13 protein-coding genes are annotated in these 15919 nt (G+C 65.0%); 9 read left to right on the top strand and 4 right to left on the bottom strand.

Annotated elements, in window-relative coordinates:
* The first annotated feature begins 1 nt into the window (after nt 1).
* From NLM25_RS23030 to NLM25_RS23040, 3 genes are all read left to right on the top strand, one after another.
* Nucleotides 2-847, top strand: a complete 846-nt coding sequence (locus NLM25_RS23030; protein WP_254138502.1) for a phosphatase PAP2 family protein — start codon at nt 2-4, stop codon at nt 845-847.
* Between the two features lie 65 nt (nt 848-912).
* Nucleotides 913-1650, top strand: coding sequence for a glycosyltransferase family 2 protein (locus NLM25_RS23035; protein WP_254138503.1), 738 nt, complete (start codon nt 913-915; stop codon nt 1648-1650).
* Nucleotides 1647-1985, top strand: coding sequence for a lipid-A-disaccharide synthase N-terminal domain-containing protein (locus NLM25_RS23040; protein WP_254138504.1), 339 nt, complete (start codon nt 1647-1649; stop codon nt 1983-1985). Before NLM25_RS23035 ends, NLM25_RS23040 begins: the two co-directional genes overlap by 4 nt.
* Before the next feature lie 9 nt (nt 1986-1994).
* Here the strand turns inward: NLM25_RS23040 and NLM25_RS23045 are convergent, their stop codons facing one another.
* Both NLM25_RS23045 and metC read right to left on the bottom strand, forming a co-directional pair.
* Entirely contained in the window at nt 1995-3686 is a 1692-nt protein-coding gene (locus NLM25_RS23045) for a Na/Pi cotransporter family protein (RefSeq protein ID WP_254138505.1), read from the bottom strand.
* 155 nt (nt 3687-3841) lie between these two features.
* On the bottom strand, nt 3842-5026 hold the full coding sequence (gene metC, locus NLM25_RS23050) for a cystathionine beta-lyase (protein WP_254138506.1): 1185 nt from the start codon (nt 5024-5026) through the stop codon (nt 3842-3844).
* A gap of 399 nt (nt 5027-5425) precedes the next feature.
* On the opposite strand from metC, the gene NLM25_RS23055 reads away from it, so the two are divergent.
* From NLM25_RS23055 to NLM25_RS23070, 4 genes are read left to right on the top strand one after another with little or no spacing between them, the layout of a single operon-like run.
* Complete coding sequence (locus NLM25_RS23055; protein WP_254138507.1) at nt 5426-6442, top strand: amino acid ABC transporter substrate-binding protein; 1017 nt, start codon at nt 5426-5428, stop codon at nt 6440-6442.
* 19 nt (nt 6443-6461) lie between these two features.
* On the top strand, nt 6462-7667 hold the full coding sequence (locus tag NLM25_RS23060; RefSeq protein ID WP_254138508.1) for an amino acid ABC transporter permease: 1206 nt from the start codon (nt 6462-6464) through the stop codon (nt 7665-7667).
* Nucleotides 7664-9184, top strand: coding sequence for an amino acid ABC transporter permease (locus NLM25_RS23065; RefSeq protein ID WP_254138509.1), 1521 nt, complete (start codon nt 7664-7666; stop codon nt 9182-9184). The genes NLM25_RS23060 and NLM25_RS23065 overlap by 4 nt, the downstream gene beginning before the upstream one ends.
* Nucleotides 9185-9195: 11 nt before the next feature.
* Nucleotides 9196-9933, top strand: coding sequence for an amino acid ABC transporter ATP-binding protein (locus NLM25_RS23070; RefSeq protein ID WP_256570728.1), 738 nt, complete (start codon nt 9196-9198; stop codon nt 9931-9933).
* Between the two features lie 158 nt (nt 9934-10091).
* Here the strand turns inward: NLM25_RS23070 and NLM25_RS23075 are convergent, their stop codons facing one another.
* Complete coding sequence (locus NLM25_RS23075) at nt 10092-11126, bottom strand: cysteine synthase A (protein ID WP_254138510.1); 1035 nt, start codon at nt 11124-11126, stop codon at nt 10092-10094.
* A gap of 98 nt (nt 11127-11224) precedes the next feature.
* A complete protein-coding gene (locus NLM25_RS23080) occupies nt 11225-12454 on the bottom strand; it encodes a cyclopropane-fatty-acyl-phospholipid synthase family protein (RefSeq protein WP_254138511.1) in 1230 nt (409 codons plus the stop codon).
* 638 nt (nt 12455-13092) lie between these two features.
* Here NLM25_RS23080 and NLM25_RS23085 point away from each other — a divergent pair.
* On the top strand, nt 13093-14544 hold the full coding sequence (locus NLM25_RS23085; RefSeq protein ID WP_254138512.1) for an efflux transporter outer membrane subunit: 1452 nt from the start codon (nt 13093-13095) through the stop codon (nt 14542-14544).
* On the top strand, nt 14534-15919 hold the full coding sequence (locus NLM25_RS23090) for an efflux RND transporter periplasmic adaptor subunit (RefSeq protein ID WP_254138513.1): 1386 nt from the start codon (nt 14534-14536) through the stop codon (nt 15917-15919). The genes NLM25_RS23085 and NLM25_RS23090 overlap by 11 nt, the downstream gene beginning before the upstream one ends.

Consider the following 15919-nt stretch of genomic DNA (forward strand, 5'->3'; position numbering starts at 1 on the left):
GATGCCGGCGCCAACCGACATCACGCCGCGCCCGGGCTATCCCGCGCAATTGCTCGCGGTGTCGGGCCGTTCCCTGGCGCAGCTCGTCCGCACGCCTTCGCATTCGCGCCGCGCCGAAGCCGCGCGAAAACTGGCGCGGCATTCGCTGTGGCTCAGCGCGGTCGGTGCGGCCCTGGTCATCGCGCTGATGGTCGCGTTCGATCTGACCGAGATCCAGTTGATGCCGGCGCGCGGCACCCCCGAGCTGTGGCCGATCCGCATCCTCACCGATTTCGGCAAGGACGAGTATGTGCTCTCCGTGTTGGGGATCGTGCTGGTGACCGTGGCGCTCGTTGCAGCCGGGCTGCATGGCACGCGCCGCGCGCTGCTGCTCGGCTTCGGCACGCGGCTGCAGTTCCTATTTCTGTCTGTTGCCCTGTCCGTGTTCGTTGCCGAGATTCTGAAATATCTCATCGGCCGCGGACGTCCGTTCGTCGGCGGCAAGGCCAATCCGTTCAACTTCATCCCGTTCGAGGGTACGGGGGCTTATGCCAGCCTGCCGTCAGGTCATGCGGTGACGGCGTTCGCGCTGGCGTTTGCGGTCTCGGCGCTGTGGCCGCGGCTGCGCGTATTCATGTTCACTTACGCAATCGTGATCCTGCTGACGCGGCTGGTGCTGCTCGCGCATCACCCGAGCGATGTCGTGGCCGGCGCAATGGTCGGCACGGTCGGCGCCATGGCGGTGCGCTACTGGTTCGCGGCCCGCAGGCTCGGCTTTGCCATCCGCGCCGACGGCACCATTGTGCCTCTTGCGGGGGCGGTCTCGGGCCGCCTCAAAAGGGTTGCCCACGGGGCATCCGCCCCATAAAAGCGGCTGCCTGCCGGGACCGCCGGTTCCGCAAGTTGCAGGCCAATTCCAACCACGAGCTTCATTTGTCGACGTCCCAGCCTTCGGTTTCCATCGTCGTTCCCGTGCGCAACGAAGCCGACAACATCGCGCCCCTGATCACGGAGATCGGCGCGGCGCTCGACGGCCGCTGGGCCTATGAGATCATCTACGTCAATGACGGTTCAACGGACGCGACCGGCGAGCGGCTCGGCGCGATCATGAAGCAGCGGGACAATCTGCGCCAGCTCCGCCATGCCAGATCAGGCGGCCAATCCGCAGCGGTGCGCAGCGGCGTGCGCGCAGCGCGCGGCGCAATCGTGGCGACGCTCGACGGCGACGGCCAGAACAATCCCGCCTTCCTGCCCGATCTGATCGCGGCGGTGGAGAAGGGTGCCGGGCGGGTGGGCCTCGCGGCCGGCCAGCGTGTCGGACGCAAGGACACCGGTTTCAAGAAATTGCAGTCGCGCGTCGCGAACGGGGTCCGTAACGGCATCCTGAAGGATGGCACGCGCGACACCGGTTGCGGGTTGAAGGCGTTCCGGCGCGAGGTGTTCCTGATGATGCCCTATTTCGACGGGCTGCATCGCTTCCTGCCGGCGCTGGTGCGCCGCGAGGGCTACGAGATTGCCTATGTCGACGTGATCGACCGGCCGCGCCATTCCGGCGTGTCGAACTATGGTTTCTTCGACCGGCTGTGGATCGGGATCATGGATCTCGCTGGCGTGTGGTGGCTGATCCGCCGCAAGAAGCCGACACCAGATGTGACTGAGGTGCAGGCATGATCATCCAATACGGTCAGGCGTTGAGCAATTATCTGTACGACGTCTTCGTCGCCAAGTTCGATTTCTGGCTGGCGTTCGGCCTCGTCGCGCAGCTGTTCTTCACCGCGCGCTTCCTGGTGCAGTGGATCGCGAGCGAACGTGCCGGCAACAGCGTGGTGCCGATGGCGTTCTGGTTCTGCTCGATGGGCGGCGGGCTGATGACGCTGGTCTACGGCGTCGTGAAGCGCGAGCCGGTGATCATCCTCGGACAGGCGCTCGCGACCATCATCTATATCCGCAACATCATGCTGATCATCAAGAACCGCGGCCGCGCGTCGGCGACGGTGGATCGCTGAGGTGTTCCGCTAGCGCGGCAACGCCGACGCCGCGCCCGACGCGGGCAGGGTGGCTGTATCCGCTTCGCTCCTGCGATAGGGCTCGCCGGCCGCATCGAGCACGGGATAGGCGACCGAGCAGATATGCGAGTGGATGCGGCGCAGGTCGCGCAGCACGTCCAGATGCAGCGAGGTGGTCTCGATGGTCTCGGGGCGGCCCTCGCGCAGGCGGTCGAGGTGGCGCTCGACGGCGGCAAGCTCGGTGTTGCGCAGCGCCGTCTTCTCGACCAGCAGCTTGCGCGCCTCGTTGGCGTCGCCCGACATGAAGACACCGAAGGCGATGCGCAGCGAGTCCATCGTGCGCTTGTGGAAGGCGGCCAGTTCCTCGGCGCCCTCGGCCGAAAACTGGAAGCGCCGCTTGATTTTTTTGGTGGCGAGCTCGCTCAGATTCTTGTCGATGATGTCGCCGATATGCTCGAGGTTGATGGCGAAGGAGATGATCTCCATCGCGCGCCGGCCCTCGCTCTCGTCGAGGCTGCCGCGCGTCAGTTTCGTCACGTAGAGCTTGATGGCCTCATCGAGGCCGTCGACGACATTGTCCGTCTTCGTGACCTGGTCGACCAGCGCGCGGTCGCCCGTCATCATCGCCGCCATCACCTTGCGCAGCATGACCTCAACGAGATCGCCCATGCGCAGGGTCTCGCGCGCGGCGTCGGCGAGCGCCAGTGACGGCGTCTCCAGCGCGCTCTCGTCGAGATAGCGCGGCCGGGCCGGATCGTCTTCCCGCACGCGATCAGGCAGCAGCCGAGTCAGGAGCCGGGACATGGTGTCGAGCAGGCCGATGAAGATGACGGCCGTGCCGACGTTGAATGCGATGTGGAACGCCGCCGTCATCCTGGCAAGATCCGGCTGCCAGGCGTGCATGTGCTCGGCGATCCCACTCAGGAATGGCAGCACCAGCGCGATCCCGATCACGCGGTTGGCGAGATTGCCGAGCGGCAGGCGGTAGCTCGCGGGATCGTCACGCCTGGCGCCCTCGAACACGGGATTGATGGCGCTGCCGAGATTGGCCCCTAACACCAGCGCGAGGGCTGCGTACGGCGTGATGAACTGCGAATAGGCCAGCGACATGATCAGCAGCACGCTGGCGACGCTCGAATGCACCGCCCAGGTGACGAGCGCGGCGATGAAGATGCAGAGCACGGGATCGCCCGTGATCGCCGACATCATGACACGAACGCCCGGCGCGTTCTCCGCCGGCGCCAGCGTGTCGAGCAGGATGTGCAGCGACAGCAGCATCAATCCGAGCCCGATGAAGACGCGGCCGACATCCTTGATCCGCGACCGCGGGCCGGCCCGGAAGGCGACGAGCCCGAGCACGAACAAGACCGGCGCGACGGCTGCGATGTTGAACGACAGCACCTGCACGATCAGCGTCGTGCCGACATTGGCGCCCAACATGATGGCGAGCGCGGCGGAGACGCTGACGAGGCCTTCGGCCGCGAATGAGCTGGTGATCAGCGCCGTCGCCGTGCTGCTCTGGAGCAGCGCGGTGAGGCCTAGCCCGGCGGCGAACGCGTTGAACCGGTTGCCGAGCGCCTTGCCGAGTAGCCGCCGCAGGTCCGGGCCAAAGGCGCGCAGAATCCCGCTGTGGACCATGTGCAGGCCCCACAGCAACAGCGCCACGCCGCCCATCAGATCGAGCAGAACCAACGTTCCCATGCTCCGTGTCCGGATTAGAGTCGATTGGTGAAGCTAGCGCCAAACGCTTGGGGATCAAACCCTTTGTTGGCGCATCAGCGTTAACGTTTGCGGGTGCTGCACGTTCCCGGGGGCGGGATTGCCGCGTCCCCAGGCGAGATGCCTTGTGAGCAGGCTCACATTGCCGCCTTGAGGGCAGCGAATCCGCGATCGAGATCGGCCTTGAGATCGTCGACGCTTTCGAGGCCGATATGCAGACGCAGGGTAGGGCCGCCGGGCGCCCATTTGGTCGCGGTGCGATAGGCGTCGCAGTCGAAGGGAATCGCGAGGCTCTCGAAGCCGCCCCAGGAAAAACCCATGCCGAACAGCTTGAGCGTGTTGAGCATGGTGTCGACGGCGGCCTGCGGTGCCGGCTTCAAGACGATGCTGAACAGGCCCGAGGCGCCGGTGAAGTCGCGCTTCCAGATCGCATGACCGGGATCGGTCTCAAGTCCCGGATGCAGCACGCGCGCGACCTCGGGTCTGGCCGCGAGCCAGCGTGCCATGTCAAGGCCGGAGCGATGATGCTGCGCCAACCGCACCGACAGCGTGCGCAGGCCGCGCAGCGCGAGGAAGACGTCGTCGGGGCCGGCGCAAACGCCGAGCAGGCGGATGCCTTCGGCGATTTGCGGCCATGCCTTGGCGTTGGCCGAGATGGTGCCGAACATGATGTCGGAATGGCCGCCGATATATTTGGTGGCAGCCTGCATGCTGATGTCGACGCCCTGATCGAGCGAGCGGTGATAGAGCGGCGTCGCCCAGGTGTTGTCGTCGATGACGAGTGCGCCGCGGGCATGCGCGACGTCGGCGATGGCGCGGATGTCGGGCATCTCGAACGACTGCGAGCCCGGTGCCTCCACCAGCACGGCGCTCGTGTTAGGCTTGAACAGCTTGTCGATGCCGGCGCCGATCATCGGATCGAAATAGGTTGTCTCGATGCCAAGGCGGGCGAGCATGCCGTTGCAGAAATTGCGCGAGGGCCGATAGACGTTGTCGCAGACCAGGATGTGGTCGCCAGTCTTCAGCACCGAGAGCAGGGTGGTGGAGATTGCCGACAGCCCCGACGGCACGATGCCGACGCCGGCGCATTGCGGCCCCTCCAGCGCCATCAGCGTCTCCTGAAACGCCTTGGTGGTGGGGGAACCATGGCGGCCATAGGTGAACTCGCCGCGATGGGCGTGCAGGTCCTCGGCGGTCGGATAGAGCACCGTCGAGCCGTGGAACACCGGCGGATTGACGAACCCCTTCTGCGCCTTGGTGTCGCGGCCGGAGGTGACCAGCCGAGTCTCGGCCTGCTGCTCGGAGGAGTGCGAGGAATCCATGCGTCTGCTTTCAAAAGGGCGTTTCCACCGGGCGCACCGCGCCCGCGGGCCGGCCGAAAGGCCGCTGCCGTTAATAACAGAACACAGAAGAGTCCCGTCAACCCCTTGACCCGGCTCGCCAGTCGTTCTGAGATGCGCAGGTGCTATTCAGTCGCCGCATGTTGAGGGGCTGCCGCGACCTTCGATCCATCGTCTGACCGAACCTTGCGCCACAGCCATAACATGACGGCGGGCGCCTGCGGCGGGGATTAAGGTATGGCCTCCCGGGATCGGCGAGTGTTCGGCAAGGTTTTCCAGCATGACTCTTGCAAGGCTAGTCTTGATGCGGCTAGCCGTGGCAGAGACGATCCCAAAGACGACATTCCTGACCTTGAGACGACTTTGAAAGGCCTTCAGCCCATGAAACGCGTAACCCTGGCTCTCACTCTCGCTCTCGCCACCGGCCTCTCCGCCCAGGCCGCCGATGCGCAAACGCTCAAGACCATCAAGGATCGGGGCATGCTGTCCTGCGGCGTCAGCCAGGGCCTGCCCGGCTTCTCCTCGCCTGACGACAAGGGCAACTGGACCGGGCTCGACGTCGACCTCTGCCGCGCGATCGCCGGAGCGATCTTCAACGATGCGACCAAGGTCAAGTACGTGCCGCTGTCTGCCAAGGACCGCTTCACGGCGCTGCAATCCGGCGAGATCGACGTGCTCTCGCGCAACACCACCTGGACCATCTCGCGCGACACCTCGCTCGGCGCCAACTTCACCGGCGTGACCTATTATGACGGGCAGGGCTTCATGGTGAAGAAGTCGCTCAAGGTGAACTCGGCGCTCGAGCTCAACAGCGCCTCGGTCTGCGTCCAGACCGGCACCACCACCGAGCAGAATCTCGCCGACTACTTCAAGGCCAACAACATGAAGTACGAGGTGATCGCGTTCGGCACCAACGATGAAACCGTCAAGGCCTATGAGGCCGGGCGCTGCGACGTCTTCACCACCGACCAGTCGGGCCTGTACGCCAACCGCCTCAAGCTTGCCAATCCCAACGATCACATGGTGCTCCCCGAGATCATCTCGAAGGAGCCGCTCGGACCGATGGTGCGCCACGGCGACGACCAGTGGTTCGACATCGTGAAATGGACGCTGTTCGCCCTGATCACCACTGAAGAGCTCGGCGTGACCTCGAAGAACGTCGACGAGAAGGCGAAACTGGAAAATCCGGAGCTGAAGCGCGTGCTCGGCAGCGACGGTAATTTCGGTGAACAGCTCGGCCTGACCAAGGACTGGGTGGTACGGATCGTGAAGGCCGTCGGCAATTACGGCGAAGTGTTCGACCGCAACGTCGGCGCCGGTTCGCCGCTCGCCATCAATCGCGGTCTCAACAATCTCTGGAACAAGGGCGGTCTCCAGTACGCGCCGCCGATCCGCTGATCCCGCCTGATCCGCGGCGATGAGCACCGAGGCTCGAAAACCGCCGGCCCAGATCGCGCTGAAGATCAGGCGCATTCTGGGCGGCAAGGCAGGCTGGAACGGCGTCGCCGTCCAGTTTGCCTTCGCGGCGATCCTGGGCTGGATTGGCTATGAGATCGTCTCCAATGCCCGGGCCAACCTCGAAAACCAGCACATCGCCGCCGGCTTCGGTTTCCTGCGGAACAATGCCGGCTTCGACGTCAACCAGACCCTGATCCCCTACACCGGCTCGGACACGTTCCTGCGCGTGTTCGTGGTCGGCCTTTTGAATACGCTCGTGGTCTCGGTGGTGGGCATCTTCTTCGCCACCGTGATCGGCTTCATCGTCGCATTGTGCCGGCTGTCGCCCAACTGGCTATTGTCGCGCGTCGGCGAGATCTATGTCGAGATCATCCGCAACCTGCCGCTGCTGTTCCAGATCCTGTTCTGGTACCTGGCGGTGCTCGCAGCCTTGCCAAATCCGAGGCAGAGCATCTCGCTGCTCGGCGTCGCCTTCATCAGCAACCGCGGCCTCGTCATTCCGCGTCCGATCGGCGAGAGCGGCTTCGAGCCGCTCCTGGCAATGCTGGCCCTCGGCATCGTGGCGGCGCTGGCCTTGCGCATCTATGCGCGGCGCGCGCTGTTCCAGCGCGGGCAGATGATCCGGATCTGGCCCTATGTGCTCGCGCTGCTGTTCGGATTGCCGCTCGCCACCATGCTGGTGTTTGGTCTGCCCTTCACCTTCGAGATGCCGCAGCTCAAGGGTTTCAACTTCGCCGGCGGCTCGCGGATCATCCCGGAATTCGTGGCGCTGACGCTGGCGTTGTCGACCTACACCGCCGCCTTCATCGCCGAGATCGTGCGTGCCGGCATCCTGTCCGTCCACAAGGGGCAGATGGAGGCGGGATCCTCGCTGGGCCTTAGCCGCGGCACCACGCTCCGCCTGATCGTCGTGCCGCAGGCGATGCGCGTCATCGTTCCGCCGCTGACCAACCAGTACCTCAACCTCACCAAGAATTCCTCGCTCGCGGTCGCGATCGGCTATCCTGACCTGGTCTCGGTGTTCGCCGGCACGTCGCTGAGCCAGACCGGGCAGGCGATCGAGATCATTGCCATGACGATGGGCGTCTACCTCCTGATCTCGCTGCTCACCAGCGCGATCATGAGCGTCTACGGTTGGCGCGTCAGCCGGAGCCTCGGCGCATGAGCGATATCACCTCGTCCGCCTACGTCCGCCGGGATCTGCTCACGGAGCGTCCCGCGCCGGTGAAGACCACGGGCTTCATCGGCCTCGTGCGCACCCGCCTGTTCAATTCGCCGACCAACATCCTGCTCACGATCGTGGGCGCCTTGCTGCTCTGGTTCACCATCGTTCCCTCCGTCAGGTTCCTGATGGTCGATGCGGTCTGGACCGGGAAGGACCGCACGGCGTGCCTGACCGAGAACGCCGGCTTCGCGGTCGGCGCCTGCTGGCCCTACATCCAGGCCAAGCTGCCGCAGCTGATCTACGGCTTCTATCCCGAGGCCGAGCGCTGGCGCGTCAACCTCTCCCTGATCCTGGCGGCAGCCCTGCTGCTGCCGCTGCTCATTCCGCGCCTCCCGGCGAAGGGCCTGAACGCCAGCCTGTTCTTCTTCGCCTTTCCGGTGGTCGCCTTCTTTCTGCTGCACGGCGGCGGCATCAAGGGATTTGGCGTGAGCTGGACGGCGAGCCTGCTGCAATTGTTCGACGACAGCATCATCGGCGCCGGGCAGGCTCTGCTCGGTCTCAGCAAGACCTCGGCCATCGCACCGCTCTTCTGGATCGTCGGCAATTTCATCGTGCTGGTCGGCACGGCGATCTACTGGCTGATCTTTCCGCTGACCTGGCTGCGGGACCAGCTCCAGGGGACGGGTCAGTCGGTCTGGGCCGATTTCGCCATCACGGCCGCGATCGTTTCCCTGATCGCCTTCGTTCTCGGCGGCGGCGTTCGCACCGGCGGGCGGGCTCTGGCCTCCAGTGTCGTCAGCTTCGTCGCCATCGCGATCGTGATCAAGCTGATGGGGCTCGACCACGGCGGCCTGCCGGTCGTATCGACGAATCTGTGGGGCGGGCTGCTGGTGACGCTGGTGGTCTCCGTGACCGGCATCGTCACCTCGCTGCCGATCGGCATCGCGCTGGCGCTCGGCCGCCGCTCGACCATTCCGCTGATCCGGATCTTCTCGATCGCCTTCATCGAGTTCTGGCGCGGCGTGCCGCTGATCACCGTGCTGTTCTTCGCGACCTACATGCTGCCCTTGTTCCTGCCGGGCAATTTCACGGTCGACGGTCTGGTGCGCGCGCTGATCGGCATCGCGCTGTTCACGGGCGCCTATCAAGCCGAGAACGTCCGCGGCGGGCTCGCCGCGATCCCGCGCGGGCAGGGCGAGGCCGCCGCAGCCCTCGGGCTGTCCTGGTGGAAGACAACCTCGCTGATCGTGCTGCCGCAGGCGCTGCGCCACGTCATTCCGAACCTCGTCAACAGCTTCATCTCGCTGTTCAAGGATACGTCGCTGGTCTCGATCGTGGCGCTGTTCGACTTGCTGGGCTCGCTCCGGGCGTCGTTCTCGGATCCGAAATGGTCGACGCCGTCGACCGCGTTCACCGGATTTGCGTTCGCCGGTATCATCTACTTCATCTTCTGCTTTGGAATGTCGCGCTACTCGCTCTTCGTCGAGCATCGCCTCAACGCTCACCGTCGCAACTGATCGAGGTCACCATGTCAGACCCCATCGTCAAGATTTCCGGCCTCAACAAATGGTACGGCGAGTTTCACGTGCTGCGCGACATCGACCTCGAGGTCGAGAAGGGCGAACGCATCGTCATCTGCGGCCCCTCGGGCTCCGGCAAGTCGACGTTGATCCGCTGCATCAACGCGCTCGAGGAATTCCAGGAGGGCGAGATCGTCGTCGACGGCATCGAGCTCGGGCCGAACCTGAAGCACGTCGATGCGGTCCGCCGCGAGGTCGGCATGGTGTTCCAGAGTTTCAACCTGTTCCCGCATCTGACCGTGCTGGAGAACTGCACGCTGGCGCCGATCTGGGTGCGCAACATCCCGAAGAAGGACGCCGAGCTCAACGCGATGAAATTCCTGGAACGGGTCAAGATCCCGCACCAGGCCAACAAGTTTCCGGGACAGATGTCGGGCGGCCAGCAGCAGCGCGTCGCGATCGCCCGCGCGCTGACGATGAACCCGAAGGTGATGCTGTTCGACGAGCCGACCTCGGCGCTCGATCCCGAAATGGTCAAGGAAGTGCTCGACACCATGGTCGACCTCGCCGAGGAGGGCATGACCATGCTGGTTGTCACCCACGAGATGGGCTTTGCCCGCGAGGTCGCCAACCGCGTCGTGTTCATGGATGCCGGCCAGATCATCGAGGCCAACGCGCCCAACGAGTTCTTCGCCGCTCCCCAGCACGCGCGGACGAAGCTGTTCCTGAGCCAGATCCTGCGGTGATCTCGTAGCGTAAGGAAAGGCGCCCTTGCGCGCCATGGGCCACGACCACACCGGCACGATCGCCGGCGGCATCGTCAATCTCGTGCTGACGCTGGCACTGCTTTTCTGGCCGGGCCGCGACCGCTACGTCTAGCACGAGCGGCCGCGACCATTCCGGCCTAGACGAACGGCAGCTTGATGTTGCTGCGCTTCTCCAGCCATTCCGGCACCGGCAGGTTCTTGGCGCGCATGAAGTCGGCGTTGAACAGCTTCGACTGGTAGCGGCTGCCGGAATCGCAGAGCACGGTGACGATCGTCTTGCCGGGCCCGAGCTGCTTGGCGAGGCGCATCGCACCCACGATGTTGATGCCGGTGGAGCCGCCGAGGCACAGGCCTTCGTGCTGGAGCAGCTCGTAGATCACCGTGACCGCTTCGGCATCGGGAATGAGATAGGCGTCATCGACCTTCGCGCTCTCCACGATCGCGGTCGCGCGGCCGAGCCCAATGCCTTCCGTAATGGAGTCGCCGGACGTCGCCTTGGCGGCGCCCGTCCTGAAGTACTCATACATGCCGGCGCCATGCGGATCGGCGCAGGCGATCCGGATGTCCTTGTTCTTCTCCTTCAGGTAGCGGCTGACACCGGCGAGCGTACCGCCGCTGCCGACCGAGCAGACGAAGCCATCGACCTTGCCGCCGGTCTGCTCCCAGATCTCGGGGCCGGTCGAGTCGTAATGCGCCTTGGCATTGTCCAGGTTATTCCACTGGTCGGCGAACAGCACGCCATTCGGCTCGGTCTTGCGCAGCTCGTCCGCGAGCCGGCGGCCGACATGCTGGTAGTTGTTCGGATTGGAGTAGGGCAGTGCCGGCGATTCCAGGAGCTCGGCGCCGCACAGCTTGAGAAAATCCTTCTTCTCCTGGCTCTGCGTCTCCGGGATCACGATCAGCGTGCGATAGCCCCGCGCGGCCGCAACGACCGCAAGGCCGATGCCGGTATTGCCGGCGGTCGCTTCCACCACCAGACCGCCCGGCTTGAGCTCGCCGCGCTTCTCCGCCTCCAAAATCATCCATTTGCCGGCCCGGTCCTTCACCGACTGGCCCGGATTCATGAACTCGGCCTTGCCCAGAATGGTGCAGCCGGTCAATTCGGAGGCGCGCTTGAGCTTGATGAGCGGGGTGTTGCCGATGGCTTCGACAACGTCATTTTTGATGGTCATGTCAGGCAATTACCGGCTGGTTCATAAGGTGGGCGCGACCCTAAAGTAGGGTCGCGGGCCTTACAAGCGACCCCTTGCAAGCCGACCCCTGCAAACTCTTATTGCTGCTTTGCGAAGATGACTTGCCGGACGTCGATATTGCCGGACAGGAATCCAGCCTCGCAATAGGACAGATAATACTCCCAGAGACGCCGGAACCGGTCGTCGAAGCCGAGCGGCACGAGGCCCGGCCAGGCGGCGCGGAAGTTATTCCGCCAGGTGGCCAGCGTCTTGGCATAATCTTCCCCGAAGATGCGCTCGCGGATGACGGGTACGCCGAACCTGTCGCCGAGCGATTTGAGCACGGCGGGCGAGGGCAGCATGCCGCCGGGGAAGACGTAGTGCTGGATGAAGTCCACCTCGCGCCGGTAGCCTTGGAACAATTTGTCCTGGATGGTGATCGCCTGGATGCCGGCAAGTCCGCCGGGCAGCAGCCGGTCCCGAAGCTGCGCGAAATATCTTGGCCAGAACTGCTCTCCGACGGCCTCGATCATCTCGATCGAGGCGATCCGATCGTAGCGGTCGCGCTCGTCGCGATAATCCTGAAGACGGATCTCGACCTTGTCGGCAAGGCCCGCCTCGTGAATGCGCTTCTGCGCAAAGTCGCGCTGCTCGGTCGAGATCGTGAGGCCGACGACGTGCGTGCCAAAAGTCTTTGCGGCGAACTCGGCGAAGCCGCCCCAGCCGCAGCCGATCTCGAGCAGCGTCTGGCCGGGCTTCAGGTCGAGCGCCTCGGCGAGCCGGCGGTATTTGTTGGCCTGGGCTGCCGCGAGGTCGGACGTGGTCTCCTCGAAGAGCGCCGAAGAATAGGTCATGCTCGGATCGAGCCAGGCCGAATAGAACGCGTTGCCGATATCGTAATGGGCGTGGATGTTGCGCCGCGCCTGACGGCGGGTGTTGCGGTTGAACCAGTGCTGCACCATCTGGACGAACCGCATCAGCGGCTTGTCGCTCAGCATGGCCTGGATCAGATCGTGGTTGACGCAGAACAGGTAGAGGAATTGCGTCAGGTCCGGCGTGTCCCAGTCGCCGGCCAGATAAGCTTCGGCAACGCCGATGTCGCCGGCGTTGATGAGACGCGAGGCGAAGCCGTAATTGTGCAGCCGCATCGCCGCATTCGGGCCCGGCTCCTGGCCGCCGAGACGGATCACGCGTCCGTCGGGCAGGGTGACGTCAAGCGTTCCGCGCCGCAGCCGCGCGCCGAAGCTGAGCGCAAGGCGAACCATGCGCGGCAGATCGGCAAGCACTGTGTCGATCGTGTCCGAACTCACACAGATGGCATTCGACATCGGCGGATCCATCACTTGAACGGATACTGTCCGGCCGCAAGCCGGGCGCGCCATACGCCTCATACCCCTGGATCCGAGCGCGCCCCGCAAACGGTCAGCTCCAATCATATAGGTGCGCGTTGCGGCGGCCGCCAAGGTGCTGGTGGGGTACCTCCAGCAATCCGCCGTCGCGTGCACAGCGCAATGGCAGACCATCCCCCCGATCATTGCGCGCCGAGCGCTCACCCAGGGCCGGTCAAGCAGCGGTGCGCTGCGGCGCAGCTTTCAGTGGAGTGCCTGTAGGGACTGGTGGTCCTGGCGTCGGCGTGGCGGCAATATCACATGAAATCTTGGTAAGCTTGAATGCGACTCGGAGCTGCGCCGAAATGCCAAAAAGCCTTGTGACACAGGCATATTTTGAATTTTCGCGGACGCGCCCTCGGTGCATTCGGAGCCGCATTTCGCAGGTGCGGGACTGTCCCCCCGTTCCGCGCCCCGCTAGTATGGATTTCAGGTTCCGCAGAAAGCATCACGGCTGTGAACGAGTTACATAAACGCCCCCGGCCGTTAGCCCGCGAATCGGTTAATCCGGCTGCGCGGTGGCGGTTCGATCTGCCCGGCGGGGGGTGGATGTGACACAGGATGGTCCTGCGGTCGCCATGCGGCGATCTCCTGGCCTTACGTCCCGGACGCTGCGTGCGGCGCGCTGGGTCGCCGTGGCGTGCCTTGCCGCCAGTTCAGGCGCCTGCGTACTGACGCAGGATTTGCCCGATCCCGCGCTCGATGTACCCGCGAGTTACAAATACGCCGGCAAGGCGGATGCGCCCCCGACGCTGGATTGGTGGCGCGGTTTCCGCTCGGCGGAGCTGACGCAGTTGATGGAGGAGGCGCACACCGTCAACCTCGACATCGCCGCTGCCGTCGCGCGCATCGTCCAGGCCGATGCCCAGGCGCGGCAGGCGGGCGCGGCGCTGCTGCCGAGCCTGTCGGGCGGCGGCTCGGAAACCTATTCGCGCACCTCGGGCTCGAGCTCGTCAGGCCTGACCAATGGCGGCCGTGAGGTCGTCAACTATTCGGCGTCCCTGAGCGCGAGCTACCAGCTCGATTTCTGGGGCCAGAACCGCGATGCGCTGCAAACGGCGGAAGAGACCGCGAATGCCAACCGCTTCGATCGCGACGTCGTCGCGCTGACGACGCTGGCCGGCGTCGCCAACGCCTATTTCCAGGTGCTGGCCTCGCAGGATCGTCTGAAGACGGCGCAGCAGAACATCGCGAGCGCACAGCGCGTTCTCGATGCCATCCGCGAGCGCCGCAAAGCCGGCACCGGCACCGATCTCGACGTCGCCCAGCAGGAGAGCCTGCTCGCCAACCAGAAGGCGCTGGTGCCGCCGCTGCGCCAGACCCTCGACCAGAACGTCAACGCGCTCGCCGTGCTGGTGTCGCGGCCGCCGGAAAGCGTGCGCGTGCTCGGCGGCTCCCTGAATAGCATCGCGATCCCCAAGGTGACGCCCGGCCTGCCGTCGGAGATTCTGACGCAGCGGCCGGACATCCGCCGGCAGGAGGCGCAGCTTGCCTCCGCCACCGCCAACATCGGCAATGCCCGCGCGCAGTTCTTTCCGTCCATCCAGCTCACCGGCAATGGCGGCTATCAGAGCTCGGCGCTGGTATCGCTGTTCCAGCCGCATGCGGCCTTCTTCCAGCTGGTCGGCAGCGCGACGCAGCCGATCTTCGACGGCGGCAAGATCCTCGGCAATTTCGAATTCGCCAAGGCGCGGCAGGACGAGCTCCTCCAGACCTACCGCAAGACCATCATCCAGTCGTTTGCGGACGTCGACAACGCGCTGTTCTCGATCAAGCAGACCACGATCAAGCTGCAATTGCAGCGCGATGTGGTCAGCTCTTCACGCCGCGCCTTCGAACTCGCCGAGCAGCAATTGCGGGCCGGCACCGCCGATATCGTGACCGTGCTCAACGTGCAACAGACCCTGTTCCAGGCGGTAGACGCGCTGTCCCAGGCCCAACTCGCACGGCTTCTAGCCATCGTCAGCCTGTATCAGGCGCTCGGCGGCGGCTGGGAGCCGCGCATGGAGAAACCGGTCAATGCTCTTTAAGCCGGATACGAAGGAAGGCGCGAAGGAAGGGACGGCGAAGACATCGCGCGGCCGCGGCTTCGTCATGACCCTGATCACGCTCGCGATCCTCGGCGGCCTTGGCTATTTCGGATGGACCGTCTGGCATCAGCAACCGCAGCAGGCGAACGGCCGCAACCAGCGGCCCGATCTGCCGGTGCCGGTGCTGGCGGCGACCCCGCGCATCCAGGACGTGCCTGTCTATCTCGACGGCGTCGGCGCGATCCGCGCGCTCAACACCGTGACCGTGCGCTCGCAGGTCGACGGCAAGCTGATCGCCGTGAAGTTCATCGAAGGCCAGGACGTCAAGAAGGGCGACGTGCTCGGCGAGATCGACCCGGCGATCTACCAGGCCGCCTATGACCAGGCCGTCGCCAAGAAGGCGCAGGACGAGGCGCAGCTCGCCAACCAGCGCATCGACCTCACGCGCTACGAGCAGCTCGCTGCCTCCAATGCCGGCTCCAAGCAGCAGGCCGACACCCAGCGTGCGCTGGTCGCGCAGACCGAGGCGCTGGTCAAAGCCGACCAGGCCGCGATCGACAATGCGGCGGCGACGCTGAGCTACACCAAGATCGTGGCACCGCTCTCGGGCCGCGCCGGCCTGCGCCAGGTCGACCAGGGCAACATCATCCACGCCGCCGACACCACGGGCCTCGTCGTCATCACGCAATTGCAGCCGATCGCGGTGTGGTTCAGCCTGCCGCAGCAGCAGATCATGCGCGTCAACGCGGCTGCGTCGAAGGGCACGCTCGCGGTCGACGTGTTCGGCAATGACGGCATCACCGTGATCGACACGGGAAAACTCACCGGCATTGACAACCAGGTCGACCAGACCACCGGCACGCTCAAGCTCAAGGCCGAATTCCCCAATGCCAATTACCAGCTCTGGCCGGGCCAGTTCGTCAATGTCCGCCTCAAGGTCGAGACCTTGATGCAGGCGCTGGTGGTGCCGACATCTGCCGTGCAGCGCGGACCGATCGGCACCTTCAGCTATGTCATCGGCGAGGACAATGTCGTCTCGGCCAAGCCCGTGACCGTCACCCAGCAGAACGAGCATGACGCCGTCATAGCCAACGGCCTGTCGCCGACCGACAAGGTCGTCACGACGGGCTTTGCCAATCTGTCCGACGGCTCCAAGGTGGTCGTCGGCCGCGATGACCAGACACCGTCGGCAGATCTCGCCCCGCGCAAGCGCTCGCGCGGCCCGGACGCTCAAAAGAAGGAAGGCCAGAAGGACGGGCCGGGCAAGGACGGCGAGCACCGCGCCAGGCGAAGCAGCAGCGAAGGCGACCAGAAGGGACAGACCGGGCCGGCGCCGGGGCCGGGCGCATCGGGAAGTGGAGCCAAGCAGCCATGA

The sequence above is a fragment of the Bradyrhizobium sp. CCGB01 genome (genome assembly GCF_024199795.1).
Taxonomy (GTDB): Bacteria; Pseudomonadota; Alphaproteobacteria; order Rhizobiales; family Xanthobacteraceae; genus Bradyrhizobium.

Bases quoted from the DNA above. Each gene is read 5' to 3' on its own strand.
- NLM25_RS23070 (WP_256570728.1), top strand. From the start codon at position 9,196: ATGTCAGACCCCATCGTCAAGATTTCCGGCCTCAACAAATGGTACGGC.
- NLM25_RS23080 (WP_254138511.1), bottom strand. From the start codon at position 12,454: ATGTCGAATGCCATCTGTGTGAGTTCGGACACGATCGACACAGTGCTT.
- NLM25_RS23075 (WP_254138510.1), bottom strand. From the start codon at position 11,126: ATGACCATCAAAAATGACGTTGTCGAAGCCATCGGCAACACCCCGCTC.
- NLM25_RS23030 (WP_254138502.1), top strand. From the start codon at position 2: ATGCCGGCGCCAACCGACATCACGCCGCGCCCGGGCTATCCCGCGCAA.
- NLM25_RS23045 (WP_254138505.1), bottom strand. From the start codon at position 3,686: ATGGGAACGTTGGTTCTGCTCGATCTGATGGGCGGCGTGGCGCTGTTG.
- NLM25_RS23040 (WP_254138504.1), top strand. From the start codon at position 1,647: ATGATCATCCAATACGGTCAGGCGTTGAGCAATTATCTGTACGACGTC.
- NLM25_RS23055 (WP_254138507.1), top strand. From the start codon at position 5,426: ATGAAACGCGTAACCCTGGCTCTCACTCTCGCTCTCGCCACCGGCCTC.
- NLM25_RS23060 (WP_254138508.1), top strand. From the start codon at position 6,462: ATGAGCACCGAGGCTCGAAAACCGCCGGCCCAGATCGCGCTGAAGATC.
- NLM25_RS23090 (WP_254138513.1), top strand. From the start codon at position 14,534: ATGCTCTTTAAGCCGGATACGAAGGAAGGCGCGAAGGAAGGGACGGCG.
- NLM25_RS23065 (WP_254138509.1), top strand. From the start codon at position 7,664: ATGAGCGATATCACCTCGTCCGCCTACGTCCGCCGGGATCTGCTCACG.
- metC (WP_254138506.1), bottom strand. From the start codon at position 5,026: ATGGATTCCTCGCACTCCTCCGAGCAGCAGGCCGAGACTCGGCTGGTC.
- NLM25_RS23085 (WP_254138512.1), top strand. From the start codon at position 13,093: ATGCGGCGATCTCCTGGCCTTACGTCCCGGACGCTGCGTGCGGCGCGC.